The organism is Pseudomonas sp. GNP013 (assembly GCF_054343995.1).
Genome location: NZ_JBTGUT010000001.1, coordinates 5,102,272 through 5,128,494 on the forward strand (window position 1 = coordinate 5,102,272; position 26,223 = coordinate 5,128,494).

Here is a 26,223-nt window from a genome sequence, read left to right on the forward strand (position 1 = left end):
TTTCCTACACGCGCTCGAGGATTTAGTCCTTGAAGCAGCGTATCGCCAGAAGCTGAGGGCCGTTCAATCTGACCACAATTATTCAGATTCAACGTCCGGTATCTGCGCAGTATGTGCCCCTGTTTGTGTGGGGCCGTCAGTTGCTGTATTTCTTGTGAAGGGACCCACACCATGCGTGTCGCGATATTGGATGACGAGCCCGCTGAGTTACGCCGGGTGGAACAGACACTGCGACAGATCCCCCGGCCATCGGACCAGCCGTGGTCTGTGCATTGCTTCGAGCGGGGAGAAGACCTGCTGCGCCAACTGCGTCGGGAAAACTTCGATCTGTTGATACTCGACTGGCAATTGCCCGATATCACCGGTATTGCACTGCTGCGCTGGACCCGTGAACACATGGAATCACCGCCTGCGGTAATCATGCTTACCAGCCGCGATGCCGAGAGCGATATCGTCGCCGCGCTAAACAGCGGTGCCGATGACTACCTGAGCAAGCCCTTTCGCCCCAATGAGCTTAAAGCTCGAGTCACCGCCGTGCTGCGCCGCCATGGCCTGCAAAAATCCGCGACGCCTGAGGTGCAAAGCTTTAACGACCTGACTTTTGACGACGCCCAACTCACCGTGACCCGAGCGGGTAAGCCCATCAACCTGACCGAACGTGAGTACCGTCTGGCCAACTGCTTGTTCGCTAACCTGGCACGGCCGTTATCCCGCGAATACTTGTATGAGCGGTTCTGGACGCATGAAGAGATGGTGTCGTCACGGCCATTGGACACACACATCTATCGCCTGAGAAACAAGCTGGGGCTGACGGCGGATCGCGGGTGGCAACTGTTGACGATCTACGGGTATGGGTATCGGTTGGAGAGTGTGGGCGTGGCGTCTGAAGGGTAAAAATCGGGATGTTCCACGTGGAGCATTTGGTAAAGACGAGGTAATAAAAAAGGCCAACGCTGAGCGTTGGCCTTTTACGTACGGGTTTGCCTGATCAGAAATCCAGGTTGGAAACCGCCAGAGCATTGCTTTCGATGAAATCACGACGAGGTTCAACCGCATCACCCATCAGGGTGTTGAAGATTTGATCCGCGCCAATGGCGTCCTCGATGGTTACGCGCAGCATGCGACGCTGAGCCGGGTCCATGGTGGTTTCCCACAATTGATCCGGGTTCATTTCGCCCAGACCTTTGTAGCGCTGGATAGTGTGGCGTTTGGTGCTTTCAGTCATCAACCAGTCCAAGGCTTCCTTGAACTCCTTGACGGCTTTCTTGCGCTCACCACGCTGAATGTAAGCGCCATCGTCCAGCAGAGTGCTCAGTTGCGCGCCCAGAGTGACCACAGTCTTGTAGTCGTTACTACCGAAGAAGTCGCGGTTGAACGTGACGTAGTTCGACAGCCCATGGGAGATCAGTTCGACCTCCGGCAGCCAGACGTTACGTTCACGGTCCTCACGCAAGCTGGCTTTGTACACCAGGCCAGACTTCTCGACGGTGCGCAGGCGGGCTTCGTACTGCGCCAACCACGCCTGCATGTGTGCGTGATCGCCCAGCTGCTCCAGGCTGACCGATGGCAGGTAGATGAAGTGCTCGGTCAGTTCCTGAGGGTACAGACGCGACAAGCGCTTGAGCGTCTTCATCACCATGCGGAAGTCGTTTACCAGGCGCTCCAGCGACTCACCGGAGATGCCCGGTGCTTCGTCGTTCAAGTGCAGGCTCGCATCTTCCAGCGCCGACTGCGTCATGTACTCTTCCATGGCGTCGTCGTCTTTGATGTATTGCTCTTGCTTGCCCTTCTTGACCTTATACAGCGGCGGCTGGGCGATGTAGATGTAGCCGCGCTCGATCAGCTCCGGCAACTGACGGAAGAAGAAGGTCAGCAGCAGGGTACGGATGTGCGAACCGTCGACGTCGGCATCGGTCATGATGATGATGTTGTGGTAGCGCAGCTTGTCGATGTTGTATTCATCGCGGCCAATACCGCAACCCAGCGCCGTGATCAGGGTGCCGACTTCCTGTGAGGAAATCATCTTGTCGAAGCGCGCCTTCTCGACGTTGAGGATCTTGCCCTTCAACGGCAGGATGGCCTGGGTGCGACGGTTACGGCCCTGCTTGGCGGAACCGCCAGCAGAGTCACCTTCCACCAGGTACAGCTCGGAGAGAGCAGGGTCCTTCTCCTGGCAGTCAGCCAGTTTGCCGGGCAGTCCGGCGATATCCAGTGCGCCTTTGCGACGGGTCATCTCACGGGCTTTACGCGCCGCTTCACGGGCCCGCGCAGCGTCGATCATTTTGCCGACAACCAGCTTGGCTTCGTTCGGGTTTTCCAGCAGGAAGTCGGAGAAGTACTTGCCCATCTCCTGTTCCACGGCGGTCTTCACTTCGGAAGATACCAGCTTGTCTTTGGTCTGGGAGCTGAACTTGGGGTCCGGCACTTTTACCGAGATGATTGCAGTCAGGCCTTCACGCGCATCGTCGCCAGTGGTGGCGACTTTATGCTTCTTGGCCAAACCTTCAGCTTCGATATAAGTGTTGAGGTTACGCGTCAGTGCCGAGCGGAAACCTACCAGGTGAGTACCGCCATCGCGCTGTGGAATGTTGTTGGTGAAACACAACAGGTTCTCGTTGAAACTGTCGTTCCACTGCAGGGCGATTTCCACGCCGATGCCGTCGTCGCGCTGGATGTTGAAGTGAAATACCTGGTTGACCGCAGTCTTGTTGGTGTTCAGGTATTCAACGAATGCACGCAGGCCGCCTTCGTACTTGAACAGCTCTTCCTTACCGCTGCGCTCATCCTTGAGGACGATACCCACACCGGAGTTCAAGAACGACAGTTCGCGAATCCGCTTGGCCAGGATGTCCCAGCTGAAATGGATGTTTTTAAAGGTTTCATCAGACGGTTTGAAGTGGATCTGAGTACCCGTGGTTTCACTGTCGCCAACGATTTTCATCGGCTCCTGTGGAACACCATGGACGTAGGTCTGCTCCCAGATTTTGCCACTGCGGCGTACTGTCAGGATCAGCTCTTCGGACAGCGCGTTCACTACTGACACGCCTACACCGTGCAAACCGCCGGAAACCTTATAGGAGTTGTCGTCGAACTTACCGCCAGCATGCAGCACGGTCATGATGACCTCGGCTGCCGATACGCCTTCTTCTTTATGCACATCGACCGGAATACCGCGACCATTGTCGCGCACGGTGATGGATTCATCCGGATGGATGATGATGCTGATGTCGTCGCAGTGACCGGCCAGAGCTTCGTCGATGGAGTTGTCGACCACCTCGAACACCATGTGGTGCAAACCGCTGCCATCATCGGTGTCGCCAATGTACATACCGGGACGTTTGCGTACGGCATCCAAACCTTTCAGCACTTTGATGCTGGTCGAGTCGTACGTTCTTTCTTCGCTCATGCCTTCACTCCCGATGGTCGTGGGTCTGGGTGATACGGCCTTGTTCCACGTGGAACAAAGCGACTGGCGTTTCCGTCTGCCAGCCTTCCCTCAATAATTCGTGGTCTACACAGGTGATAAACACCTGGCAGCGTAAGTCTTCCAACAAGCGGCATAGCGCGCGGCGATGTTGCTCGTCGAGTTCGGACGGCAAGTCATCCACCAGATAAATACACTGCCCGCGTCGGGCCTGGCTGACCAAGTGCCCCTGAGCAATACGCAGTGCGCACACCACCAACTTCTGCTGACCCCGCGACAGTATGTCTGCGGCATTGTGTGCACCTAATCTAAGGCGCAAGTCAGCGCGTTGTGGGCCGGCCTGGGTGTGGCCAATTTGCTGATCACGTTGCAGGGAGGTTGCAAGCACTGCACTCAGCTCACGCTCTTTGTCCCAACCACGGTAGTAGCTCAGCGTCAGCCCCTCGAGTTCCAGCAACTCACTCAAGGTCTGCTCAAAGACTGGTTTCAAGGCTTTGATATAGGCGCGGCGGTATTCATCGATTTCGTCGCTGGCCAGGCACAGTTCACGGTCCCAAGCCGCCTGCGAAGCGGCGTCAAGTGTACCATGCCGCAGCCATGAGTTCCGCTGCCGCAGGGCCTTCTGCAGACGCTGCCACGTGGCCATAAACCGTGGTTCCACGTGGAACACGCCCCAGTCGAGGAACTGTCGGCGGATTTTTGGTGCGCCCTCCAATAACCGGAAGCTGTCGGGATTGATCAATTGCAATGGCAGGATTTCGGCAAGTTGCGCGGCACTGCGTGCATTCTGCCCATCGATGCGAATTTGAAAGTCGCCGCCCCGATCACGGGAGATCCCCAAGGCGCTATGTCCACCTTCCGCCAATTCGACCTGGCCAAACACGGTGCACGCCAATTGCTCGTATTGGATCACCGGCAGCAGTCGCGCACTGCGAAACGAACGGGCGAGCCCCAGCAAGTGAATAGCTTCCAGCACGCTGGTTTTGCCACTGCCGTTGGCGCCATGGAGGATATTGATGCGAGGGGAGGGAGAGAAGGTCACCGGGTGCAGATTGCGCACCGCGGTGACCGAGACACGACTGAGGGACATCTAGCTTGCGCTGAGCATGATTACAGACGCATCGGCATAACAACGTAAGCCGAGTCGTCGTTATCGGATTCTTGTACCAGGGCGCTGCTGTTGGAGTCCGACAGGATCAGGCGAACCTGTTCAGTAGTCATCACACCCAGCACGTCCAGCAGGTAGCTCACGTTGAAACCTATCTCGAGCGAGCCACCGTTGTAGTCAACGCCCACTTCCTCTTCCGCTTCTTCCTGCTCCGGGTTATTCGCCTGGATCTTCAATTGGCCGTTGGCCAACTGCAGCCGGATGCCGCGGTACTTCTCGTTCGACAGAATCGCCGTGCGGCTGAAAGCTTCACGCAGGGCCTGACGGTCACCGAGTACCAGCTTGTCACCCCCCTTAGGCAGTACGCGCTCGTAGTCCGGGAACTTGCCGTCGACCAGCTTGGAGGTAAAGGTGAATTCGCCAGTGGTGGCGCGGATATGGTGCTGACCGAGAACGATGCTGACGATACCGTCCGGCTCGGTCAGCAGGCGCGCCAACTCCAGGATACCTTTACGCGGCACGATCACCTGGTGGCGATCCGGCTGACCGATATCGGCACGCATCGAGCACATTGCCAGGCGGTGTCCGTCGGTGGCCACGGCGCGGATGATACCTTCCGAGACTTCCAGCAGCATACCGTTGAGGTAGTAGCGTACGTCCTGCTGGGCCATGGCGAAGCTGGTGCGTTCGATCAAACGACGCAGCTTGCTCTGCTCCAGACTGCAGGTCAGCGAGCCCGGGCCTTCTTCCACGGTAGGGAAGTCATTGGCTGGCAACGTCGACAGAGTAAAGCGGCTGCGGCCGGCCTTGACCACCAGCTTCTGCTCATCGACCTTGATATCGATCAGCGCATCGTTCGGCAGGCTTTTGCAGATGTCCATCAGCTTGCGTGCCGGCACGGTGATCTCGCCAGGTTCGGCAGGCTCTTCGAGCTGCACGCGCCCAACCAGTTCGACTTCCAGGTCGGTACCGGTCAGGGACAATTGCTGGCCTTCGACCACCAGCAATACGTTGGAGAGCACCGGCAAGGTCTGTCGGCGCTCGACGACGCCTGCGACCAGTTGCAGGGGTTTCAACAGGGCTTCGCGTTGAATGGTGAAATGCATGGTCTAGTCCCTTGCCTTAATAAGCTGCGCTGGTGACATCACGTCGTGAGCGTACGCAGCAGGTTCTTGTAGTCCTCGCGAATATCCGCGTCGGATTCCTTAAGTTCATTGATCTTTCGGCAGGCGTGCAGGACGGTCGTGTGGTCGCGACCGCCAAACACATCACCGATTTCCGGCAGGCTGTGGTTGGTCAACTCCTTGGAGAGGGCCATGGCCACCTGACGCGGGCGCGCCACAGAGCGCGAACGGCGCTTGGACAGCAGGTCGGAAATCTTGATCTTGTAGTACTCGGCCACAGTGCGCTGAATGTTATCCACACTCACCAGTTTGTCCTGCAATGCCAACAGGTCTTTCAGGGACTCGCGGATCAGCTCGATGGTGATATCGCGGCCCATGAAGTGCGAGTGCGCGATGACCCGCTTGAGCGCGCCTTCGAGTTCACGCACGTTGGAGCGGATACGCTGGGCGATGAAGAAGGCCGCATCGTGGGGTAGATCAACTTTTGCCTGATCGGCCTTTTTCATCAGGATCGCCACACGGGTTTCCAGCTCCGGCGGCTCAACTGCAACGGTCAGGCCCCAGCCGAATCGCGACTTCAAGCGTTCTTCCAGACCTTCGATCTCCTTCGGATAACGGTCGCTGGTCAGGATGACCTGCTGACCGCCTTCGAGCAGGGCGTTGAAGGTATGGAAAAACTCTTCCTGAGAACGTTCCTTGCGCGCAAAGAATTGAATGTCATCGATCAGCAAAGCGTCAACGGAGCGATAGAAGCGCTTGAACTCGTTGATTGCATTGAGCTGCAAAGCCTTGACCATGTCGGCCACGAAGCGCTCCGAGTGCAGGTATACAACCTTGGCATTCGGGTTCTTCTTTAACAGATGGTTGCCCACTGCATGCATCAAGTGGGTCTTACCCAAACCAACCCCGCCATACAGAAAAAGCGGGTTATAGCCGTGCTTGGGATTATCCGCGACCTGCCAGGCGGCCGCGCGGGCCAACTGGTTGGACTTGCCTTCAACGAAGTTCTCGAAGGTGAAGGTACGGTTGAGGTAGCTGGTGTGCTTGAGCGCACCTTCGACCTGCACCGTGCGCTGTTCGGCACGTACCGGCGCTTGCTGGGAAGCGGCGCCAGCCATCGGGTCGAAGCTGTCGCGAGACGGCTCTTCATTTATGGGCGCGTTTTTCTGCGACGCGGGTTTTGAAGCCGCCTGCGCAACCGGTGCCGCCAAGTTATTAACAGGGGCCGCAGCGGCCTGAGCCTGCGAAGCACTCGCCGCGAGCGGAGCATTCGGTGCAGCACGAGGTACAGAGCTGCGTTTGCTGCCTATCAATAAGGAGAGCACGGGCGCGATACCGTTGCCGTGTTCGTCGAGCAACTCGAGCACACGGCCCAGGTACTTTTCGTTGACCCAGTCGAGAACAAAACGATTAGGCGCATAGACACGCAACTCGTCGCCTTCGGCTTCGACCTGTAGTGGACGGATCCAGGTGTTGAATTGCTGGGCAGGCAGCTCTTCGCGCAAAAGCTCTACGCACTGCTGCCAAAGTTCCACTGACACGGATATCCCCTAAGTTGAAAGCCGGTGAGGCAAAAACAGCCGCCATTGTAGCGGCCAGCCGCCCACTTATCCACATGTAGGTTGCTCACAGACGACCCAAAATCAACGCGTTATCTGTAAAAAAGAAGACAGATGGTCTGTGCATAAGCTCTGTGGATAAGCGCCCGTGAGCCCGTTGTACAAGTGGGGGTGAAAGTCTGTGGGTAACTGGCCTGTGGATAAAACCGTGTTCCACCCACAGCTTATCCGACAGCGCAGCACAGGAAGGACACCGTTTTCCCCTGTAGTTGTCATCCTCTGTACATCACGTGAAATATGGGCTTGGGGCAGTTATCCACAGATAGACGCCCGCCTAGCTTTTATAAGCTTTACAGAAAAGCTTTAAATAACTTCCTTCTTTATATTTATATCTATGCCACTGCTCGTCGACGCCACTCACACGGAAAAGCCCAAACGGGCTGACGAGATCTAATTAAAGGAAAAGCTGGTTGGAAATTGACCTAGAGCCTTGCTTTCTCTAGAATCGCCGGTCTCTTAAAACGGGGGCCATTCCGGCCCGTTGTGGACGAACCAGGTAACAACGCCATGAAACGTACTTTCCAACCAAGCACCATCAAACGCGCCCGCACTCACGGTTTCCGTGCTCGCATGGCTACCAAGAACGGCCGTGCTGTCCTGTCGCGTCGCCGCGCTAAAGGTCGTGCGCGTCTGGCAGTTTGATAATCCGGTACTGGTGGTGAGTCAGGACTTCAGTCGGGAAAAGCGTCTGCTTACCCCCCGGCACTTCAAGGCAGTCTTTGACTCCCCCACCGGCAAGGTTCCGGGGAAAAATCTCCTGCTCCTTGCGCGTAACAACGATCTTGATCACCCACGTCTCGGGTTGGTGATCGGCAAGAAGAGCGTAAAGCTCTCCGTTGAGCGCAATCGCCTCAAGCGTCTGATGCGCGAATCGTTTCGCCTCCACCAGGACACTCTGGTTGGTTGGGATATTGTTATCGTCGCGCGCAAAGGCTTGGGGGATGTAGAAAACCCCGAATTGATTCAGCATTTCGGCAAGCTATGGAAGCGTCTGGCGCGTACCCACAAACCAGCACCAGCAGTCGTCGAAACTGTAGGGGTAGACAGCCTTGATGCGTAAACTGGCCATCGTTCCGATCCAGTTTTACCGCTATGCCATTAGTCCTCTGATGGCCAACCACTGTCGTTTCTACCCCAGCTGTTCCTGCTACGCGTTAGAGGCCATAGAAAATCATGGTCTTCTGCGCGGTGGCTGGCTGACCTTTCGTCGTTTAGGTCGCTGTCATCCGTGGAATGCCGGTGGTTATGACCCGGTTCCACCTATCCCTACCTCCCGTTCTTCTTCGATGGCCGAGTAATCATGGATATTAAACGCACGATCCTGATCGTCGCCCTGGCAATCGTGTCCTACGTCATGGTCCTTAAGTGGAACCAGGACTATGGCCAGGCTGCCCTGCCGACTCAGAATGTTGCTACCAATCAGGCTGCGCCGGCTATTCCGGACACCCCGCTGGGTAACAATGCGTCCGCGAGTGCCGATGTTCCCAGCGCGAATGGCGAGACTGCCGCACCTCTTGAAACGCCAGTGGTCACCAACAAAGACCTCATCCACGTGAAAACGGATGTGCTCGACCTGGCTATCGATCCACAAGGTGGTGATATCGCGCAGTTGAAACTGCCGCTGTATCCACGTCGCCAGGACCATCCGGATGTGCCGTTCCAACTGTTCGATAACGGTGGTGAGCGCACGTATCTGGCACAAAGCGGCCTGACCGGCACCAATGGTCCGGATGCACGTGCTACCGGTCGTCCGGTTTATTCGACCGAACAGAAGAGTTATCAACTGGCCGATGGCCAGAATCAGTTGAATGTCGACCTGAAATTCAGCCTCGATGGCGTCAACTACATCAAGCGCTTCAGCTTTACCCGCGGCCTGTACGACTTGAAGGTCACTTACCTGATCGACAACGAAAGTGCCAAACCGTGGACCGGCAACCTGTTTGCCCAGCTCAAGCGTGATGGCAGCTCCGATCCTTCTTCCAGCACCGCCACCGGCACCGCGACTTACCTGGGCGCAGCCCTGTGGACAAGTGGCGAGCCGTACAAAAAAGTGTCGATGAAAGATATCGACAAGGGCGCACTGAAAGAAAATGTTCAGGGTGGCTGGGTAGCCTGGCTGCAACACTACTTCGTGACCGCCTGGATTCCGAACAAGGCTGAAGCCAATCTGGTTCAGACGCGTAAGGACAGCCAGGGTAATTACATCATTGGTTTTACCGGCCCGGCGTTGACCGTAGCGCCAGGTGCCAAGGCTGAAACCAGCGCTACCCTGTACGCCGGTCCGAAAAGCCAGGCAGTGCTCAAAGAGTTGTCCCCAGGTCTGGAACTGACCGTGGACTACGGCATTCTGTGGTTCATTGCTCAGCCAATCTTCTGGCTGCTGCAACATATCCACAGCATTGTGGGTAACTGGGGCTTCTCGATCATCTTCCTGACCATGCTGATCAAAGGGATTTTCTTCCCTCTGTCGGCCGCCAGCTACAAGTCGATGGCGCGCATGCGTGCCGTGGCGCCGAAGCTGGCTGCTCTGAAAGAGCAACATGGTGATGACCGGCAGAAAATGTCGCAGGCCATGATGGAGCTGTACAAGAAAGAGAAGATCAACCCGCTGGGTGGATGCTTGCCGATTCTGGTGCAGATGCCTGTATTCCTGTCGCTGTATTGGGTACTCCTGGAAAGCGTCGAAATGCGCCAGGCGCCGTTCATGCTGTGGATAACTGACCTGTCGATCAAGGACCCGTTCTTTATCCTGCCGATCATCATGGGCGCGACCATGTTTATCCAGCAGCGCTTGAACCCGACTCCGCCGGACCCGATGCAGGCGAAGGTAATGAAAATGATGCCTATCATCTTCACCTTCTTCTTCCTCTGGTTCCCAGCTGGTCTGGTGCTGTACTGGGTGGTCAACAACGTGTTGTCGATCTCTCAACAGTGGTACATCACGCGTAAAATCGAAGCGGCTACCAAAAAAGCCGAAGCGTAATTTACTGTGTGGGTAACCACTCAAGACGCCCCCTAGTGGGGCGTTTTGCTTTCCGTCATTTTTGTTCTGGAACCTGCTGATGAGCGCACCTCGTGAAACCATCGCTGCCGTTGCGACCGCTCAAGGTCGCGGCGGTGTCGGTATCGTTCGAATTTCCGGGCCGCTCGCCGGCAGGGCGGCACAGGCAATCAGCGGCCGCGAGCTGAAGCCACGCTATGCCCATTACGGTCCCTTCCTCGACGCCGACAACAGCGTGCTGGATGAAGGCCTTGCCCTCTATTTCCCGGGGCCCAACTCATTCACCGGTGAAGATGTCCTGGAGCTGCAGGGACACGGCGGTCCGGTGGTACTGGATATGCTGTTGCAACGTTGCCTGCAGCTGGGTTGTCGTCTGGCTCGCCCGGGCGAGTTCAGCGAACGTGCCTTTCTCAACGACAAACTAGACTTGGCCCAGGCTGAAGCGATTGCCGACCTGATCGAGGCCAGTTCCGCACAAGCTGCCCGGAACGCTTTGCGCTCGTTGCAGGGTGCTTTCTCGCTGCGCGTGCATAACTTGACTGAGCAACTGATCAGCCTGCGTATCTACGTTGAAGCAGCAATTGATTTCCCGGAAGAAGAAATCGACTTCCTTGCCGACGGCCATGTTCTAGCGATGCTCGATAAGGTTCGTGACGAGTTATCCACAGTAATGCGCGAAGCGGGGCAGGGCGCCTTGCTGCGCGATGGCATGACGGTGGTAATTGCCGGGCGCCCGAATGCCGGCAAGTCGAGCCTGCTCAATGCACTTGCAGGGCGTGAAGCTGCCATCGTTACCGAGATTGCCGGCACTACGCGGGATATTCTGCGCGAACATATCCACATCGATGGCATGCCATTACACGTGGTTGACACCGCCGGGCTGCGCGACACCGACGACCAGGTGGAAAAAATTGGTGTGGAACGGGCGCTCAAGGCAATCGGCGAAGCGGATCGCGTGCTGCTGGTCGTGGACGCCACGGCGCCGGAAGCTGTGGATCCTTTTGCCTTGTGGCCCGAGTTCCTCGAACAACGACCGGACCCAGCCAAGGTCACCTTGATCCGGAACAAGGCAGACCTCACGGGCGAAGCCATCGCAATGGAGACCAGCGAGGATGGCCACGTCACGATCAGCCTGAGTGCGAAATCAGCGGGTGAGGGGCTGGAACTGCTACGTGACCACCTCAAAGCCTGCATGGGCTACGAACAGACCTCGGAAAGCAGCTTCAGCGCTCGCCGCAGGCACCTGGAGGCGCTGCGCCATGCCAGCGCGGCGTTGGAGCACGGCCGGGCACAGCTGACCCTGGCGGGCGCCGGTGAGCTATTGGCGGAGGATTTGCGTCAAGCGCAGCAGCTGTTGGGTGAGATCACCGGCGCGTTCAGCTCCGATGACTTACTCGGACGGATTTTCTCCAGCTTCTGCATCGGTAAATAAACCTTACGCCGATTCCAGACAGGCCATTCGTGCCTGTCTGCTGCGCTCGTTTCAGAGCACTCCATCTCAAAACCTGAATTTCTATCGATAGGCACGGCATTTTCGTGGGCGCTATTTGCGCTTTGCGCTGCTTTTCTGTGGATTAAGCCCTGTGAATAACCCTACCTGTGCCCAGTTGATAACAGGGCTCAAAAACTGCATATAAAGGCGGCTGTGGATAACCAGCTGTTTAATCCACAGGCTTAGCGCAGTTATCCAAGGGCCTCATTGGCACCTGACCACAGACTTTTGAATCGCTGTACACAAAGTGAATAAAGGGCTGTAGAGATCTATCCACAGAAAACATGCTCAGTAGAAATAAACATAAAAACAAAGATTTAATAAATTTCTCTCTTTTAATTTCTATTGTCCGTGATTCATCCACAGCTGGTTAAATTTTGTGCAAAGGGTTCTTTAGGGAAGGCTAAGTCCCTATACTTGCCGCCAAGCTCAAAAACTCTTTCAACCAACAATTCCTGATTACCTACATAAGCAGGCACGAGGTGCGTGGTGGATTTCCCTTCCCGTTTTGAAGTGATCGTCATCGGCGGCGGTCATGCCGGTACCGAGGCAGCACTGGCGTCAGCACGCATGGGTGTTAAAACCCTGCTGCTCACGCACAACGTGGAAACCCTCGGCGCCATGAGTTGCAACCCCGCCATTGGCGGGATTGGCAAAAGCCATCTGGTCAAGGAAATCGATGCCCTGGGTGGCGTCATGGCCATGGCTACCGACAAGGGTGGTATTCAATTTCGCGTGCTCAACAGCCGCAAGGGCCCTGCCGTGCGTGCCACCCGGGCACAAGCTGACCGCATCCTGTACAAGGCGGCAGTACGTGAAACCCTGGAAAACCAGCCGAACCTGTGGATATTTCAACAGGCCGCCGATGACCTGATCGTCGAGCAGGACGTGGTGAAAGGGGTTGTCACCCAAATGGGCCTGCGTTTCTTCGCAGAGTCCGTGGTGCTGACCACCGGGACGTTCCTCGGCGGACTTATCCACATCGGTATGCAGAACTATTCCGGTGGACGCGCGGGTGATCCTCCCTCGATTGCCCTGGCAAAACGCCTGCGTGAATTGCCGCTGCGGGTCGGTCGCCTTAAAACCGGAACCCCGCCGCGTATCGACGGGCGCTCCGTGGATTTCTCGGTGATGACCGAACAGGCTGGCGATACACCGATTCCGGTGATGTCGTTCATGGGCTCCAAGGAGCAGCACCCCAAGCAGGTGAGCTGCTGGATCACTCACACCAATGCGCGCACCCACGAAATCATCGCAGCCAACCTTGATCGCTCGCCGATGTACTCCGGTGTGATCGAAGGCATCGGTCCGCGGTATTGCCCGTCGATCGAAGACAAGATCCACCGCTTTGCCGACAAGGAAAGCCACCAGGTCTTCATCGAGCCCGAAGGCTTGACCACACACGAGCTGTACCCCAACGGGATTTCCACTTCCCTGCCGTTCGATGTGCAAATCCAGATCGTGCAGTCGATTCGCGGCATGGAGAACGCGCACATCGTGCGCCCCGGCTACGCCATCGAGTACGACTACTTCGACCCGCGCGATTTGAAATACAGCCTGGAAACCAAAGTGATCGGCGGGCTGTTTTTCGCCGGGCAAATCAACGGCACCACCGGTTACGAAGAAGCCGGCGCCCAGGGTTTGCTGGCAGGGACCAACGCTGCGCTGCGTGCACAGGGCAAAGACAGCTGGTGCCCGCGTCGCGATGAGGCGTATATCGGCGTGCTGGTTGACGACCTGATTACCCTGGGCACCCAGGAACCGTACCGGATGTTTACTTCTCGGGCCGAATACCGCCTGATCCTGCGTGAAGACAACGCAGATCTGCGCCTGACCGAGAAAGGCCGCGAGCTGGGCCTGGTCGATGATGCGCGTTGGGTCGCGTTCTGCAAGAAACGCGAAAGCATCGCGCTCGAAGAACAACGGCTGAAAAGCACCTGGGTTCGCCCGGGTACCGAGCAGGGCGATGCGATCGCCGAAAAATTCGGCACGCCTTTGACCCACGAATACAACTTGCTCAACCTGCTGTCACGTCCGGAAATCGACTACGCCGGCCTGGTCGAAGTGACCGGCCAGGGCGCAGAAGATCCGCAGGTTGCCGAGCAGGTCGAGATCAAGACCAAGTACGCCGGTTACATCGATCGTCAGCAGGACGAGATCGCTCGTCTGCGCGCCAGTGAGAACACCAGACTGCCTGTGGATATCGACTACACCGGGATTTCCGGGCTGTCCAAGGAAATTCAAGGCAAACTGGGGATAACTCGGCCGGAAACCCTCGGCCAGGCGTCACGCATTCCCGGTGTCACCCCGGCAGCCATTTCGCTGTTGATGATTCATTTGAAAAAACGCGGCGCGGGCCGTCAGTTGGAGCAAAGCGCTTGAGTTCGTTGGTCACCTCGCAACACGCCGAAGAGTTATCCACAGGTGCTCGCCAGTTGGGCGTTGACCTGACCCCGGCCCAGCACGACTTGCTGCTGGGCTACCTGGCCCTGTTGATCAAATGGAACAAGGCGTACAACCTCACGGCAGTACGTGATCCTGACGAAATGGTCTCGCGTCATTTGCTCGACAGTCTGAGTGTGATGCCATTCATCAAGAATGGGCGCTGGCTCGATGTAGGCAGTGGCGGCGGTATGCCAGGCATTCCGCTGGCCATCCTGTTTCCCGAGTCGCAGGTCACCTGCCTGGACAGCAATGGCAAGAAGACCCGCTTCCTCACCCAGGTCAAACTCGAACTCAAGCTGGATAACCTGCAGGTTATCCACAGCCGCGTCGAAGCCTTCACGCCTGAACAGCCATTCAACGGAATTGTTTCCCGGGCATTCAGCAGCATGGAGAACTTCAGCAACTGGACCCGCCATTTGGGCGACCTCGATACGCGCTGGCTGGCAATGAAGGGCGTCCATCCAAGCGATGAGCTGTTAGCATTGCCGGCGGACTTCCACCTCGATAGCGAACACGCCCTGGCCGTACCCGGTTGCCAAGGCCAACGCCATCTGCTGATACTGCGCCGCACGGCATGATTGGGAACACAAGCAAGAATGGCTAAGGTATTCGCGATAGCGAACCAGAAAGGTGGCGTGGGTAAGACCACCACCTGCATCAACCTCGCAGCATCGCTGGTCGCGACCAAGCGCCGCGTGCTGTTGATCGATCTCGATCCACAGGGCAACGCCACCATGGGTAGCGGTGTGGATAAACACGGCCTGGAAAACTCGGTCTACGACTTGCTGATTGGCGAGTGTGACTTGACCCAGGCCATGCACTATTCCGAGCACGGCGGTTATCAACTGCTGCCGGCCAACCGCGATTTGACCGCAGCGGAAGTGGTGCTGCTGGAAATGCAGATGAAAGAAAGCCGTCTGCGCAGCGCCCTGGCGCCGATTCGCGAGAACTACGATTACATTCTGATCGACTGCCCACCGTCGCTGTCGATGCTCACGCTCAACGCGCTGGTGGCGGCTGACGGGGTGATTATCCCCATGCAGTGCGAGTACTACGCGCTGGAAGGATTGAGCGACCTTGTGGATAACATCAAGCGTATCGCCGAGTTGCTCAATCCAAACCTGCAGATCGAAGGGCTGCTGCGCACCATGTTCGACCCGCGCCTGAGCCTGATGAACGATGTGTCGGCCCAGCTCAAGGAACACTTTGGCGAGCAGCTGTACGACACGGTGATCCCGCGTAACATCCGCTTGGCCGAAGCCCCTAGCTACGGCATGCCGGCGCTGGCGTATGACAAATCATCGCGCGGTGCCATTGCCTACCTGGCCCTGGCCGGCGAGATGGTCCGCCGTCAACGCCGCAACCCACGCACCGCTGTTGCCCAGCCAACTTAAGGAATCCCCATGGCCGTCAAGAAACGAGGTCTCGGACGTGGACTGGATGCACTCCTGAGTGGTCCGACCGTCACATCGCTTGAAGAACAAGCGGTGCAGGCCGACGAGCGTGAGCTGCAGCACCTGCCCCTGGACCTGATCCAGCGCGGCAAATATCAGCCACGGCGCGACATGGACCCGCAGGCGCTGGAAGAACTGGCGAACTCGATCAAGGCCCAGGGTGTGATGCAGCCGATCGTGGTGCGCCCGATTGGCGGCGGCCGCTTTGAAATCATCGCCGGCGAACGTCGCTGGCGTGCCAGCCAGCAGGCCGGCAAGGACACCATCCCGGCGATGGTGCGCGATGTGCCGGATGAAACCGCCATCGCCATGGCATTGATCGAGAACATCCAGCGTGAAGACCTCAATCCGATCGAAGAAGCGATCGCCTTGCAGCGTTTGCAGCAGGAGTTCCAGCTGACCCAGCAGCAAGTGGCCGAGGCAGTGGGTAAATCCCGCGTGACCGTGTCCAACCTGTTGCGCCTGATTGCGCTGCCGGAAGTGATCAAGACCATGCTGTCTCACGGCGACCTGGAAATGGGTCATGCCCGTGCCTTGCTCGGTTTGCCGGAAAATCAACAGGTTGAAGGGGCGCGACACGTTGTCGCACGAGGCCTGACGGTGCGTCAGACCGAAGCCCTGGTTCGCCAATGGCTCAGCGGCAAACCGGCACCGGTCGAGACGCCGAAGGCCGACCCGGATATCGCGCGGCTCGAGCAGCGCCTGGCCGAGCGCCTGGGCTCTGCGGTACAGATTCGACATGGCAAGAAGGGCAAAGGGCAATTGGTTATAGGATATAACTCGCTCGATGAGCTTCAAGGCGTCCTTGCCCACATTCGCTGAAACATTTACTCATGTAGCGTGTGATCGGAAATCACTACCCGGCAGTTGAATAGGGGCAGAACCGCCCCTATACTCTGCGCGCATTTTGTCGGCACAAATTATGCCAAGTTATTGATTTGCGGCAGCCGACCATTGAGGAGCAAGAGTGATGGAAACCCGCACGCCAAACACGTTGCCGTTCCATCGCTTGGCCGTTTTTCCGGTTTTATTGGCTCAATTTGTCATCCTGCTGATCGCCGCATTGGCGCTTTGGTATGGGCATGGAGTCGTAGCCGGGTATTCAGGACTTTGCGGAGGCCTGATAGCCTTGCTGCCCAATATGTATTTTGCTCACAGGGCCTTTCGGTTTTCCGGCGCCCGAGCAGCCCAGGCTATCGTCCGGTCCTTTTATGCCGGCGAGGCGGGCAAACTGATTTTGACGGCAGTGCTGTTCGCACTGACCTTTGCAGGTGTGAAGCCATTGGCGCCGCTGGCTGTATTCGGCGTCTTCGTGTTGACCCAACTGGTCAGCTGGTTCGCTCCCCTGCTAATGAAAACAAGACTTTCGAAACCTTAGGGCGTTTGAGGCAACCATGGCAGAAACAACCGCTTCGGGCTATATCCAGCACCACTTGCAGAACCTGACCTTCGGTCAGCTTCCCAACGGCGGCTGGGGCTTCGCCCACACCGCAGCAGAAGCCAAAGAGATGGGTTTCTGGGCTTTCCACGTCGATACGCTCGGCTGGTCGGTCGCACTGGGTCTGATCTTTGTCCTGATTTTCCGCATGGCGGCAAAAAAGGCGACTTCCGGTCAGCCAGGTGCCTTGCAGAACTTCGTTGAAGTATTGGTCCAGTTCGTCGATGGCAGCGTGAAAGACAGCTTCCATGGCCGTAGCCCGGTGATTGCACCGTTGGCGCTGACCATCTTCGTGTGGGTGTTCCTGATGAACGCCATCGACCTGATCCCGGTCGACTGGATTCCTCAGTTGGCCATCCTGATCACCGGTGATGCGCACATTCCATTCCGCGCCGTTTCCACCACAGACCCGAACGCTACCCTGGGCATGGCCCTGTCGGTGTTCGCGTTGATCATTTTCTACAGCATCAAGGTCAAGGGCATCGGCGGCTTCATCGGCGAGCTGACCCTGCACCCGTTCGGCAGCAAGAACATCTTCGTTCAAGCCCTGCTGATCCCGGTGAACTTCCTGCTGGAATTCGTCACCCTGATCGCCAAGCCGATTTCCCTGGCGCTGCGACTGTTCGGCAACATGTATGCCGGCGAGTTGGTGTTCATTCTGATCGCTGTGATGTTCGGCAGTGGTCTGCTCTGGCTTAGCGGCCTGGGCGTTGTTCTGCAGTGGGCGTGGGCTGTGTTCCACATCCTGATCATTACCCTGCAGGCGTTTATCTTCATGATGCTGACCATCGTCTATCTGTCGATGGCGCACGAAGAGAACCATTAAGACCAGCCTCGGCCAGTCTGATGTCCTTCCCGGTTAAACGGGAAGGTGGCCCCCAGGGGCTATGAAACGATTTGTTTTACCGCTTTAAAATCTAAAAAACCTAAACCATACGACGTAAAAGTCGGGAGGAAAGATGGAAACTGTAGTTGGTCTAACCGCTATCGCTGTTGCACTGTTGATCGGCCTGGGCGCCCTGGGTACTGCCATTGGTTTCGGCCTGCTGGGCGGCAAATTCCTGGAAGGCGCAGCGCGTCAGCCAGAAATGGTCCCAATGCTGCAAGTTAAAATGTTCATCGTCGCCGGCCTGCTCGACGCCGTGACCATGATCGGCGTTGGTATCGCTCTGTTCTTCACCTTCGCGAACCCCTTCGTTGGTCAACTCGCTGGCTGATCACTCGACTTTTCGAGTGATTGGAGTGATGGACAACGAATGAGCGAGGTGTTGGCGTGAACATTAATGCAACCCTGATTGGCCAATCCGTTGCGTTCTTCATTTTTGTAGTGTTTTGCATGAAGTTCGTGTGGCCTCCGGTCATCGCGGCTTTGCACGAACGTCAGAAGAAGATCGCGGATGGTTTGGACGCTGCCAGCCGTGCAGCTCGCGACCTGGAGTTGGCCCAAGAGAAAGTGGGTCATCAACTGCGCGAAGCTAAAGCACAGGCAGCTGAAATCATTGAGCAAGCCAAGAAGCGCGGTAACCAGATCGTCGAAGAGGCTGTTGAAAAAGCCCGCGTCGAAGCTGACCGTGTGAAGGCTTCGGCTCATGCCGAGATCGAACAGGAACTGAACGGCGTCAAAGACGCGCTGCGTGCCCAACTGGGTGCTCTGGCGGTCGGCGGTGCGGAGAAGATCCTCGGTGCCACAATCGATCAAAACGCGCACGCGGAGCTGGTTAACAAACTGGCTGCTGAAATTTAAGCGAGGGCGATCATGGCAGAACTGACCACGTTGGCTCGACCTTACGCTAAGGCAGCCTTCGAGCACGCCCAGGCCCACCAGCAACTGGCCTCTTGGTCAGCCATGCTCGGCCTGGCTGCAGCAGTGTCGCAAGATGACACCATGCAGCGTGTGCTCAAGGCCCCGCGCCTGACGAGCGCAGACAAGGCCGCCACTTTTATTGAAGTGTGCGGCGACAAGTTTGATGTGAAAGTGCAGAACTTCATCAACGTCGTTGCCGAAAACGACCGTCTCCCGCTTCTGCCGGAGATTGCCGCTCTGTTCGACCTGTACAAGGCCGAACAAGAGAAGTCGGTAGACGTTGAAGTCACCAGTGCTTTCGCATTGAACCAAGAACAGCAAGACAAACTCGCCAAGGTTCTCAGTGCACGACTCGACCGGGAAGTGCGCCTGCAAGTTGCGGAAGACAGGTCCCTCATTGGGGGCATTGTCATTCGCGCCGGCGACCTGGTTATCGATGGCTCGGTTCGCGGCAAACTCGCGAGCCTTGCCGAAGCATTGAAATCTTGAGTTTGAAGGGGCAGCAGAGCAATGCAGCAACTCAATCCTTCCGAAATAAGTGAAATTATCAAGGGCCGCATCGACAAGCTCGATGTGACCTCCCAAGCCCGTAACGAAGGCACTGTCGTCAGCGTATCTGACGGCATCGTGCGGATTCACGGTCTGGCCGACGTCATGTACGGCGAGATGATCGAGTTTCCGGGCGGCGTCTACGGTATGGCCCTCAACCTGGAGCAAGACTCCGTAGGTGCCGTTGTATTGGGCGCGTACACCAGTCTGGCCGAAGGCATGAGCGCCAAGTGCACAGGCCGCATCCTCGAAGTTCCGGTTGGTAAGGAACTGCTGGGTCGCGTAGTCGACGCACTGGGTAACCCTGTTGACGGCAAAGGTCCACTGGGCAACACCTTGACCGACGCGGTCGAGAAAGTTGCTCCAGGCGTGATCTGGCGTAAGTCGGTAGACCAGCCTGTACAGACTGGCTACAAGGCTGTCGATGCCATGATCCCGGTCGGCCGTGGCCAGCGTGAGCTGATCATCGGTGACCGTCAGATCGGTAAAACCGCTCTGGCGATCGACGCGATCATCAACCAGAAGAACAGCGGCATTTTCTGCGTCTACGTAGCCATCGGTCAGAAGCAATCGACCATCGCCAACGTGGTTCGCAAGCTGGAAGAAAACGGCGCCCTGGCCAACACGATCATCGTGGCTGCCAGTGCTTCGGAATCTCCTGCGCTGCAATTCCTGGCACCGTACTCCGGTTGCACCATGGGTGAATTCTTCCGCGACCGCGGTGAAGACGCGCTGATCGTTTATGACGATTTGTCCAAGCAAGCAGTGGCTTACCGCCAGATTTCCCTGCTGCTGCGCCGTCCACCAGGCCGTGAAGCCTACCCAGGCGACGTGTTCTATCTCCACTCCCGTCTGCTGGAGCGCGCATCCCGCGTTTCCGAAGAGTACGTAGAGAAGTTCACCAACGGCGCAGTGACCGGCAAAACCGGTTCCCTGACCGCACTGCCGATCATCGAAACCCAGGCTGGCGACGTTTCCGCGTTCGTTCCGACCAACGTGATTTCCATCACCGACGGTCAGATCTTCCTGGAATCGGCCATGTTCAACTCCGGGATCCGTCCTGCTGTGAACGCCGGTGTTTCGGTATCCCGTGTGGGTGGTGCCGCTCAGACCAAGATCATCAAGAAGCTCTCCGGTGGTATCCGTACCGCTCTGGCTCAGTACCGTGAACTGGCGGCATTCGCCCAGTTCGCGTCTGACCTGGACGAAGCGACCCGTAAGCAACTTGAGCATGGTCAGCGCGTTACCGAGCTGATGAAGCAGAAGCAATACGCCCCTATGTCGATCGCTGACATGGCGTTGTCGCTGTATGCCGCTGAGCGTGGGTTCCTGACCGACGTTGAAATCGCCAAGGTCGGCAGCTTTGAACAAGCGCTGATTGCTTACTTCAACCGCGATCACGCCGAATTGATGGCGAAGATCAACGTGAAGGGTGACTTCAATGACGATATCGACGCTGGCATGAAAGCCGGTATCGAGAAGTTCAAGGCCACCCAAACCTGGTAAGCCGCAGCGGGAGCCGCAAGGTTCCCGCTTGCTAACCTGATAGGTGTTACATGGCAGGCGCAAAAGAGATTCGCAGTAAGATTGCGAGCATCAAAAGCACGCAAAAGATTACCAGCGCCATGGAAAAAGTGGCGGTGAGCAAAATGCGCAAGGCACAAATGCGCATGGCTGCCAGCCGTCCTTATGCGGAGCGTATCCGCCAGGTAATTGGGCATCTGGCCAACGCCAACCCGGAATACCGCCACCCGTTCATGATCGACCGCGCCGTAAAGCGTGTGGGTTATGTGGTAGTGAGCAGTGACCGTGGTTTGTGCGGTGGTCTGAATACCAACCTGTTCAAGGCCCTGGTCAAGGACATGGCGGTAAACCGCGAAAACGGCGTCGAGATCGATCTGTGTGTGGTGGGTAGCAAGGGTGCGGCCTTTTTCCGCAACTTCGGCGGTAACGTCGTTGCAGCTATCAGCCACCTGGGTGAAGAGCCGTCGATCAACGATTTGATCGGCAGTGTGAAGGTGATGCTCGATGCATACCTGGAAGGCCGGATTGACCGCCTCTCCGTGGTGTCCAACAAGTTCATCAACACCATGACCCAGCAGCCGACCGTGGAGCAATTGATTCCACTGGTGGCGACTCCGGATCAGGAACTCAAGCACCACTGGGACTACCTCTACGAACCGGACGCCAAAGAGCTGCTTGACGGCTTGATGGTGCGCTACGTGGAGTCGCAGGTGTACCAGGCGGTGGTCGAGAACAACGCAGCTGAACAAGCGGCGCGGATGATCGCGATGAAAAACGCTACCGATAACGCCGGTGATCTGATCAGCGATTTGCAGCTGATCTACAACAAGGCGCGTCAGGCTGCGATCACCCAAGAGATCTCGGAAATCGTCGGCGGCGCTGCCGCGGTTTAACGGTTCAAATATTCAGAGGATCCAGCTATGAGTAGCGGACGTATCGTTCAAATCATCGGCGCCGTTATCGACGTGGAATTCCCACGCGACAGCGTACCGAGCATCTACAACGCGCTGAAAGTACAAGGCGCGGAAACCACCCTGGAAGTTCAGCAGCAGCTGGGCGACGGCGTGGTTCGTACCATTGCGATGGGTTCCACCGAAGGCTTGAAGCGCGGTCTGGACGTTATCGACTCTGGCGCAGCCATCTCCGTACCGGTCGGTAAAGCGACCCTGGGCCGGATCATGGACGTATTGGGTAACCCAATCGACGAAGCTGGTCCGATCGACACCGAAGAGCGCTGGGGCATTCACCGTCCAGCACCTTCGTTCGCCGAACAAGCGGGCGGCAACGACCTGCTGGAAACCGGCATCAAGGTTATCGACCTGGTTTGCCCGTTCGCCAAGGGCGGTAAAGTCGGTCTGTTCGGTGGTGCCGGTGTAGGCAAGACCGTCAACATGATGGAACTGATCCGTAACATCGCCATCGAGCACAGCGGTTATTCCGTGTTCGCCGGTGTGGGTGAGCGTACCCGTGAGGGTAACGACTTCTACCACGAGATGAAGGACTCCAACGTTCTGGACAAAGTGGCACTGGTTTACGGTCAGATGAACGAGCCGCCGGGTAACCGTCTGCGCGTAGCCCTGACTGGCCTGACCATGGCCGAGAAGTTCCGTGACGAAGGTAACGACGTTCTGCTGTTCGTCGACAACATCTACCGTTACACCCTGGCCGGTACCGAAGTATCCGCACTGCTGGGCCGTATGCCTTCGGCAGTAGGTTACCAGCCGACCCTGGCTGAAGAGATGGGCGTTCTGCAGGAACGTATCACTTCGACCAAGGAAGGTTCGATCACCTCGATCCAGGCGGTATACGTACCTGCGGATGACTTGACCGACCCGTCGCCTGCCACCACCTTCGCCCACTTGGACGCCACCGTCGTTCTGTCCCGTGACATCGCTTCCCTGGGTATCTACCCGGCGGTCGATCCACTCGACTCGACTTCGCGCCAGCTGGATCCGAACGTGATCGGCCAGGAGCACTACGACACCGCTCGCGGCGTTCAGTACGTGCTGCAGCGTTACAAGGAACTGAAGGACATCATTGCGATCCTGGGTATGGACGAGCTGTCGGAAACCGACAAGCAGTTGGTAAACCGTGCTCGTAAGATCCAGCGTTTCTTGTCGCAGCCGTTCTTCGTGGCTGAAGTCTTCACCGGTGCCTCGGGTAAATACGTTTCCCTGAAAGACACCATTGCTGGCTTCAAAGGCATCCTCAACGGTGACTACGACCACCTGCCAGAACAAGCGTTCTACATGGTCGGCGGCATCGAAGAAGCGATCGAGAAAGCCAAGAAACTGTAATCCTGGCGCCCGGCGACGGGCGCTCATCAGGTTGAGGCAATCAGATGGCTATGACAGTCCATTGCGATATCGTCAGCGCGGAAGGGGAAATCTTCTCCGGTCTGGTAGAAATGGTGATTGCACACGGCGAACTCGGTGACCTGGGTATTGCCATGGGCCACGCGCCGTTGATCACCAGCTTGAAGCCAGGTCCGATCACACTGACCAAGCAAGGCGGGGAACGTGAGGTGTTTTACATCTCGGGTGGTTTCCTCGAGGTTCAGCCGAACATGGTCAAAGTACTTGCCGACACTGTGCAACGTGCTGGCGACCTGGATGAAGCCTCCGCTCAGGAAGCCGTCAAGGCTGCCGAGAAGGCGCTGAACGAAAAAGGCGCAGACTTCGACTACAGCGCTGCTGCAGTCCGTCTGGCCGAAGCCGCAGCCCAGCTGCGGACGCTCCAGCAGATCCGCAGGAAGTAAGCGGCCACGCCGTAATGCTTATGCGCGATTGATTAAAAAGGGTAGCCTCGGCTACCCTTTTTCTTTTTTTGCAAAACACTTCTCTGGTCTGAACCCGGACCGCCCAGGATTGGTAGCCATTCATGTCTCTTGAAATCGTCATTCTCGCCGCAGGCCAGGGCACACGCATGCGTTCGGCCCTGCCCAAGGTGCTGCATCCGGTCGCGGGCAACTCCATGCTCGGCCATGTTATCCACAGTGCCCGGCAGTTGGACCCGCAACGCATCCATGTAGTGATCGGCCACGGTGCCGATGCTGTGCGCGAGCGCCTGGCGGCGGATGACCTCAATTTCGTGTTGCAAGACAAACAACTCGGCACCGGCCACGCCACTGCCCAGGCAGTGCCGTTCATCACCGCCGACACTGTGCTGATCCTCTACGGCGATGTGCCGCTGATCGAAGTCGAAACCCTGCAACGCCTGCTCAAGCACGTAGTGCCTGGCCAGATGGGCCTGCTTACCGTTGAGCTGGACGACCCCACCGGCTACGGACGCATCGTGCGCAACGCTGACGGCAAGGTCGCCGCCATCGTTGAACACAAGGACGCCAGCGAAGCCCAGCGCGCCATCACCGAAGGCAACACCGGGATCATGGCCGTGCCGGCCAATCGCCTGGCGGACTGGATGAGCCGCCTGTCCAACAACAACGCCCAGGGCGAGTACTACCTCACCGACGTCATCGAGATGGCGGTGAGCGACAACCTGGTAGTTGCCACCGAGCAGCCCCATGACCCGATGGAAGTGCAGGGCGCCAACGATCGCAAGCAATTGGCAGAGCTGGAGCGTCACTATCAGTTGCGCGAAGGCCGCCGCCTCATGGCTCAAGGCGTCACCCTGCGCGACCCGGCCCGTTTCGATGTACGCGGTAAAGTCACCGTCGGCCGCGACGTGCTGATCGACATCAACGTGATCCTCGAAGGCCGTGTGGTCATCGAAGACGACGTGGTAATTGGGCCCAATTGCGTGATCAAGGACAGCACCCTGCGCAAGGGCGTGGTGGTCAAGGCCAACAGCCATATCGAAGGCGCCGTGATGGGCGAGGGCAGCGATGCAGGCCCGTTTGCGCGGTTACGTCCGGGCAGTGTGCTGGGCGCCAGGGCGCATGTGGGTAACTTCGTCGAGCTGAAAAACGCCGTGATGGGCGACGATGCCAAGGCTGGCCACCTGGCCTACCTGGGGGACGCTGTGATCGGTGCTCGCAGCAACATTGGTGCTGGCGCCATCACCTGCAATTACGATGGCGCCAACAAATACCAGACGACGATTGGTGAGGACGTATTCATCGGCTCCAATAACTCGCTGGTCGCACCCGTCACCATTGACGACGGTTCCAACACGGCGGCGGGCTCAACCATCAACCAGAATGTGGATAAGTCCCAACTGGCAGTAGCCCGCGCCCGCCAACGCAACATCGATGGCTGGAAACGCCCGGTCAAACTCCCCAAGAACTGAGTTATCCACAGTGTCAACAGCAACATAAAACCCAATGTAGGAGGGGGCTTGCTCCCGATAGCAGTCATTCAGTCACTGATGCATCGACTGAAACAGCGCTATCGGGAGCAAGCCCTCTCCCACAATCGTCTCGTCGTCGCATTCAAAAATGCACTTGACGAACTTTCACCAATAGGTTTTGATTGCCTTCGTTATCTTTCGAACCGAAACTTATCATCACCATGTCGAAACGAAATACCCCTCAACGTCGCCACAACATCCTCACCTTGCTCAATGAGCAGGGCGAAGTCAGCGTGGACGAGTTGGCCAAGCGTTTCGAAACCTCGGAAGTCACCATCCGCAAGGACCTCGCCGCCCTCGAAAGTAACGGCCTGCTGCTGCGCCGTTACGGTGGCGCAATCACCATGCCCCAGGAACTGGTCGGCGATGCAGCCCAACCCATCTCGGCCCACAAACGCGCTATCGCGCGTGCCGCCGTAATGCGTTTACGCGAACACGCCCGCATCATCATCGACAGCGGCAGCACCACTGCCGCGATGATCCCCGAGCTGGGTCACCAGCCGGGTCTGGTGGTGATGACCAACTCCCTGCACGTCGCCCGCGCCTTGAGCGAACTGGAACATGAGCCGGTGTTGTTGATGACCGGCGGCACCTGGGACCCGCACTCGGACTCGTTCCAGGGGCAGGTCGCCGAGCACGTTTTGCGCTCCTATGACTTTGACCAGTTGTTCATCGGTGCCGACGGCATTGATCTGGAGCGCGGCACCACCACCTTCAACGAGCTGCTGGGGCTGAGCCGGGTAATGGCCGAGGTCGCCCGGGAAGTGGTGGTAATGGTCGAGTCCGACAAGATCGGCCGCAAGATTCCCAACCTGGAGCTGCCCTGGAGCAGCGTCCATACCCTGATCACCGATGATCGCCTGCCGCTCGAGGCCCGCGACCAGATACAAGCCCGCGGCATCACGCTGATATGCGCGGCAATCATCTAGGAGA

At 57.4% G+C, this 26,223-nt stretch carries 25 protein-coding genes; 21 read left to right on the forward strand and 4 right to left on the reverse strand.

Annotated features, from left to right (window positions below; genetic code table 11):
• Positions 1-171: 171 nt before the first annotated feature.
• Positions 172-894: a response regulator transcription factor gene (locus tag ACXX81_RS22470; RefSeq protein WP_209986691.1), complete on the forward strand. Its 723-nt coding sequence runs from the start codon at positions 172-174 to the stop codon at positions 892-894.
• 94 nt (positions 895-988) lie between these two features.
• Here the strand turns inward: ACXX81_RS22470 and gyrB are convergent, their stop codons facing one another.
• From gyrB to dnaA, 4 genes are read right to left on the reverse strand one after another with little or no spacing between them, the layout of a single operon-like run.
• The gene (gyrB, locus tag ACXX81_RS22475) at positions 989-3,406 is read right to left on the reverse strand and encodes a DNA topoisomerase (ATP-hydrolyzing) subunit B (RefSeq protein ID WP_209986688.1); all 2,418 of its coding nucleotides are present in this window, start codon (positions 3,404-3,406) and stop codon (positions 989-991) included.
• Between the two features lie 4 nt (positions 3,407-3,410).
• The gene (gene recF, locus ACXX81_RS22480; RefSeq protein WP_209986685.1) at positions 3,411-4,514 is read right to left on the reverse strand and encodes a DNA replication/repair protein RecF; all 1,104 of its coding nucleotides are present in this window, start codon (positions 4,512-4,514) and stop codon (positions 3,411-3,413) included.
• Between the two features lie 20 nt (positions 4,515-4,534).
• Complete coding sequence (dnaN, locus tag ACXX81_RS22485; protein WP_209986680.1) at positions 4,535-5,638, reverse strand: DNA polymerase III subunit beta; 1,104 nt, start codon at positions 5,636-5,638, stop codon at positions 4,535-4,537.
• A gap of 38 nt (positions 5,639-5,676) precedes the next feature.
• Positions 5,677-7,197, reverse strand: coding sequence for a chromosomal replication initiator protein DnaA (dnaA, locus tag ACXX81_RS22490; protein WP_209986676.1), 1,521 nt, complete (start codon positions 7,195-7,197; stop codon positions 5,677-5,679).
• A 585-nt stretch (positions 7,198-7,782) separates the two neighbouring features.
• On the opposite strand from dnaA, the gene rpmH reads away from it, so the two are divergent.
• From rpmH to ACXX81_RS22590, 20 genes are all read left to right on the forward strand, one after another.
• Positions 7,783-7,917 (forward strand): 50S ribosomal protein L34, encoded by a 135-nt coding sequence (rpmH, locus tag ACXX81_RS22495; RefSeq protein ID WP_003213577.1) that lies wholly within the window; start codon positions 7,783-7,785, stop codon positions 7,915-7,917.
• Positions 7,918-7,933: 16 nt separating this feature from the next.
• On the forward strand, positions 7,934-8,335 hold the full coding sequence (gene rnpA / locus ACXX81_RS22500) for a ribonuclease P protein component (RefSeq protein ID WP_197675632.1): 402 nt from the start codon (positions 7,934-7,936) through the stop codon (positions 8,333-8,335).
• Positions 8,328-8,573: a membrane protein insertion efficiency factor YidD gene (yidD, locus tag ACXX81_RS22505; protein ID WP_192298133.1), complete on the forward strand. Its 246-nt coding sequence runs from the start codon at positions 8,328-8,330 to the stop codon at positions 8,571-8,573. Before rnpA ends, yidD begins: the two co-directional genes overlap by 8 nt.
• Positions 8,574-8,575: 2 nt before the next feature.
• The gene (yidC, locus tag ACXX81_RS22510) at positions 8,576-10,258 is read left to right on the forward strand and encodes a membrane protein insertase YidC (RefSeq protein WP_209986673.1); all 1,683 of its coding nucleotides are present in this window, start codon (positions 8,576-8,578) and stop codon (positions 10,256-10,258) included.
• A gap of 79 nt (positions 10,259-10,337) precedes the next feature.
• On the forward strand, positions 10,338-11,708 hold the full coding sequence (gene mnmE, locus ACXX81_RS22515; protein ID WP_458572425.1) for a tRNA uridine-5-carboxymethylaminomethyl(34) synthesis GTPase MnmE: 1,371 nt from the start codon (positions 10,338-10,340) through the stop codon (positions 11,706-11,708).
• A gap of 549 nt (positions 11,709-12,257) precedes the next feature.
• On the forward strand, positions 12,258-14,150 hold the full coding sequence (mnmG, locus tag ACXX81_RS22520; protein ID WP_458572426.1) for a tRNA uridine-5-carboxymethylaminomethyl(34) synthesis enzyme MnmG: 1,893 nt from the start codon (positions 12,258-12,260) through the stop codon (positions 14,148-14,150).
• Positions 14,147-14,791: a 16S rRNA (guanine(527)-N(7))-methyltransferase RsmG gene (gene rsmG, locus ACXX81_RS22525; protein ID WP_209986667.1), complete on the forward strand. Its 645-nt coding sequence runs from the start codon at positions 14,147-14,149 to the stop codon at positions 14,789-14,791. Before mnmG ends, rsmG begins: the two co-directional genes overlap by 4 nt.
• Before the next feature lie 18 nt (positions 14,792-14,809).
• Entirely contained in the window at positions 14,810-15,607 is a 798-nt protein-coding gene (locus ACXX81_RS22530) for a ParA family protein (RefSeq protein ID WP_209986665.1), read from the forward strand.
• A gap of 9 nt (positions 15,608-15,616) precedes the next feature.
• The gene (locus tag ACXX81_RS22535; RefSeq protein ID WP_057006243.1) at positions 15,617-16,489 is read left to right on the forward strand and encodes a ParB/RepB/Spo0J family partition protein; all 873 of its coding nucleotides are present in this window, start codon (positions 15,617-15,619) and stop codon (positions 16,487-16,489) included.
• A gap of 148 nt (positions 16,490-16,637) precedes the next feature.
• The gene (locus ACXX81_RS22540) at positions 16,638-17,045 is read left to right on the forward strand and encodes a F0F1 ATP synthase subunit I (protein WP_003177069.1); all 408 of its coding nucleotides are present in this window, start codon (positions 16,638-16,640) and stop codon (positions 17,043-17,045) included.
• Positions 17,046-17,061: 16 nt separating this feature from the next.
• Positions 17,062-17,931: a F0F1 ATP synthase subunit A gene (gene atpB, locus ACXX81_RS22545; RefSeq protein WP_057006244.1), complete on the forward strand. Its 870-nt coding sequence runs from the start codon at positions 17,062-17,064 to the stop codon at positions 17,929-17,931.
• Between the two features lie 133 nt (positions 17,932-18,064).
• Positions 18,065-18,322, forward strand: a complete 258-nt coding sequence (atpE, locus tag ACXX81_RS22550; protein WP_002555987.1) for a F0F1 ATP synthase subunit C — start codon at positions 18,065-18,067, stop codon at positions 18,320-18,322.
• A gap of 56 nt (positions 18,323-18,378) precedes the next feature.
• Entirely contained in the window at positions 18,379-18,849 is a 471-nt protein-coding gene (locus ACXX81_RS22555; RefSeq protein ID WP_003177066.1) for a F0F1 ATP synthase subunit B, read from the forward strand.
• A 12-nt stretch (positions 18,850-18,861) separates the two neighbouring features.
• The gene (locus ACXX81_RS22560; RefSeq protein ID WP_003233569.1) at positions 18,862-19,398 is read left to right on the forward strand and encodes a F0F1 ATP synthase subunit delta; all 537 of its coding nucleotides are present in this window, start codon (positions 18,862-18,864) and stop codon (positions 19,396-19,398) included.
• Between the two features lie 21 nt (positions 19,399-19,419).
• The gene (gene atpA, locus ACXX81_RS22565; protein ID WP_003233567.1) at positions 19,420-20,964 is read left to right on the forward strand and encodes a F0F1 ATP synthase subunit alpha; all 1,545 of its coding nucleotides are present in this window, start codon (positions 19,420-19,422) and stop codon (positions 20,962-20,964) included.
• 50 nt (positions 20,965-21,014) lie between these two features.
• Positions 21,015-21,875, forward strand: a complete 861-nt coding sequence (atpG, locus tag ACXX81_RS22570; protein WP_003233565.1) for a F0F1 ATP synthase subunit gamma — start codon at positions 21,015-21,017, stop codon at positions 21,873-21,875.
• A 27-nt stretch (positions 21,876-21,902) separates the two neighbouring features.
• On the forward strand, positions 21,903-23,279 hold the full coding sequence (gene atpD / locus ACXX81_RS22575; RefSeq protein WP_003233564.1) for a F0F1 ATP synthase subunit beta: 1,377 nt from the start codon (positions 21,903-21,905) through the stop codon (positions 23,277-23,279).
• Between the two features lie 44 nt (positions 23,280-23,323).
• Positions 23,324-23,740: a F0F1 ATP synthase subunit epsilon gene (locus tag ACXX81_RS22580; protein WP_003233562.1), complete on the forward strand. Its 417-nt coding sequence runs from the start codon at positions 23,324-23,326 to the stop codon at positions 23,738-23,740.
• Positions 23,741-23,862: 122 nt separating this feature from the next.
• Positions 23,863-25,230: a bifunctional UDP-N-acetylglucosamine diphosphorylase/glucosamine-1-phosphate N-acetyltransferase GlmU gene (gene glmU / locus ACXX81_RS22585; RefSeq protein ID WP_458572427.1), complete on the forward strand. Its 1,368-nt coding sequence runs from the start codon at positions 23,863-23,865 to the stop codon at positions 25,228-25,230.
• A 221-nt stretch (positions 25,231-25,451) separates the two neighbouring features.
• Positions 25,452-26,219 (forward strand): DeoR/GlpR family DNA-binding transcription regulator, encoded by a 768-nt coding sequence (locus ACXX81_RS22590; RefSeq protein ID WP_057006247.1) that lies wholly within the window; start codon positions 25,452-25,454, stop codon positions 26,217-26,219.
• Positions 26,220-26,223: the final 4 nt, after the last annotated feature.

What these genes read in the sequence shown, in the direction of transcription:
- ACXX81_RS22470 (WP_209986691.1), top strand. Translation starts at nt 172, where the DNA reads ATGCGTGTCGCGATATTGGATGACGAGCCCGCTGAGTTACGCCGGGTG.
- gyrB (WP_209986688.1), bottom strand. Translation starts at nt 3,406, where the DNA reads ATGAGCGAAGAAAGAACGTACGACTCGACCAGCATCAAAGTGCTGAAA.
- recF (WP_209986685.1), bottom strand. Translation starts at nt 4,514, where the DNA reads ATGTCCCTCAGTCGTGTCTCGGTCACCGCGGTGCGCAATCTGCACCCG.
- dnaN (WP_209986680.1), bottom strand. Translation starts at nt 5,638, where the DNA reads ATGCATTTCACCATTCAACGCGAAGCCCTGTTGAAACCCCTGCAACTG.
- rpmH (WP_003213577.1), top strand. Translation starts at nt 7,783, where the DNA reads ATGAAACGTACTTTCCAACCAAGCACCATCAAACGCGCCCGCACTCAC.
- yidD (WP_192298133.1), top strand. Translation starts at nt 8,328, where the DNA reads ATGCGTAAACTGGCCATCGTTCCGATCCAGTTTTACCGCTATGCCATT.
- yidC (WP_209986673.1), top strand. Translation starts at nt 8,576, where the DNA reads ATGGATATTAAACGCACGATCCTGATCGTCGCCCTGGCAATCGTGTCC.
- mnmE (WP_458572425.1), top strand. Translation starts at nt 10,338, where the DNA reads ATGAGCGCACCTCGTGAAACCATCGCTGCCGTTGCGACCGCTCAAGGT.
- ACXX81_RS22530 (WP_209986665.1), top strand. Translation starts at nt 14,810, where the DNA reads ATGGCTAAGGTATTCGCGATAGCGAACCAGAAAGGTGGCGTGGGTAAG.
- ACXX81_RS22535 (WP_057006243.1), top strand. Translation starts at nt 15,617, where the DNA reads ATGGCCGTCAAGAAACGAGGTCTCGGACGTGGACTGGATGCACTCCTG.
- ACXX81_RS22540 (WP_003177069.1), top strand. Translation starts at nt 16,638, where the DNA reads ATGGAAACCCGCACGCCAAACACGTTGCCGTTCCATCGCTTGGCCGTT.
- atpB (WP_057006244.1), top strand. Translation starts at nt 17,062, where the DNA reads ATGGCAGAAACAACCGCTTCGGGCTATATCCAGCACCACTTGCAGAAC.
- atpE (WP_002555987.1), top strand. Translation starts at nt 18,065, where the DNA reads ATGGAAACTGTAGTTGGTCTAACCGCTATCGCTGTTGCACTGTTGATC.
- ACXX81_RS22560 (WP_003233569.1), top strand. Translation starts at nt 18,862, where the DNA reads ATGGCAGAACTGACCACGTTGGCTCGACCTTACGCTAAGGCAGCCTTC.
- atpA (WP_003233567.1), top strand. Translation starts at nt 19,420, where the DNA reads ATGCAGCAACTCAATCCTTCCGAAATAAGTGAAATTATCAAGGGCCGC.
- atpG (WP_003233565.1), top strand. Translation starts at nt 21,015, where the DNA reads ATGGCAGGCGCAAAAGAGATTCGCAGTAAGATTGCGAGCATCAAAAGC.
- atpD (WP_003233564.1), top strand. Translation starts at nt 21,903, where the DNA reads ATGAGTAGCGGACGTATCGTTCAAATCATCGGCGCCGTTATCGACGTG.
- ACXX81_RS22580 (WP_003233562.1), top strand. Translation starts at nt 23,324, where the DNA reads ATGGCTATGACAGTCCATTGCGATATCGTCAGCGCGGAAGGGGAAATC.
- glmU (WP_458572427.1), top strand. Translation starts at nt 23,863, where the DNA reads ATGTCTCTTGAAATCGTCATTCTCGCCGCAGGCCAGGGCACACGCATG.
- ACXX81_RS22590 (WP_057006247.1), top strand. Translation starts at nt 25,452, where the DNA reads ATGTCGAAACGAAATACCCCTCAACGTCGCCACAACATCCTCACCTTG.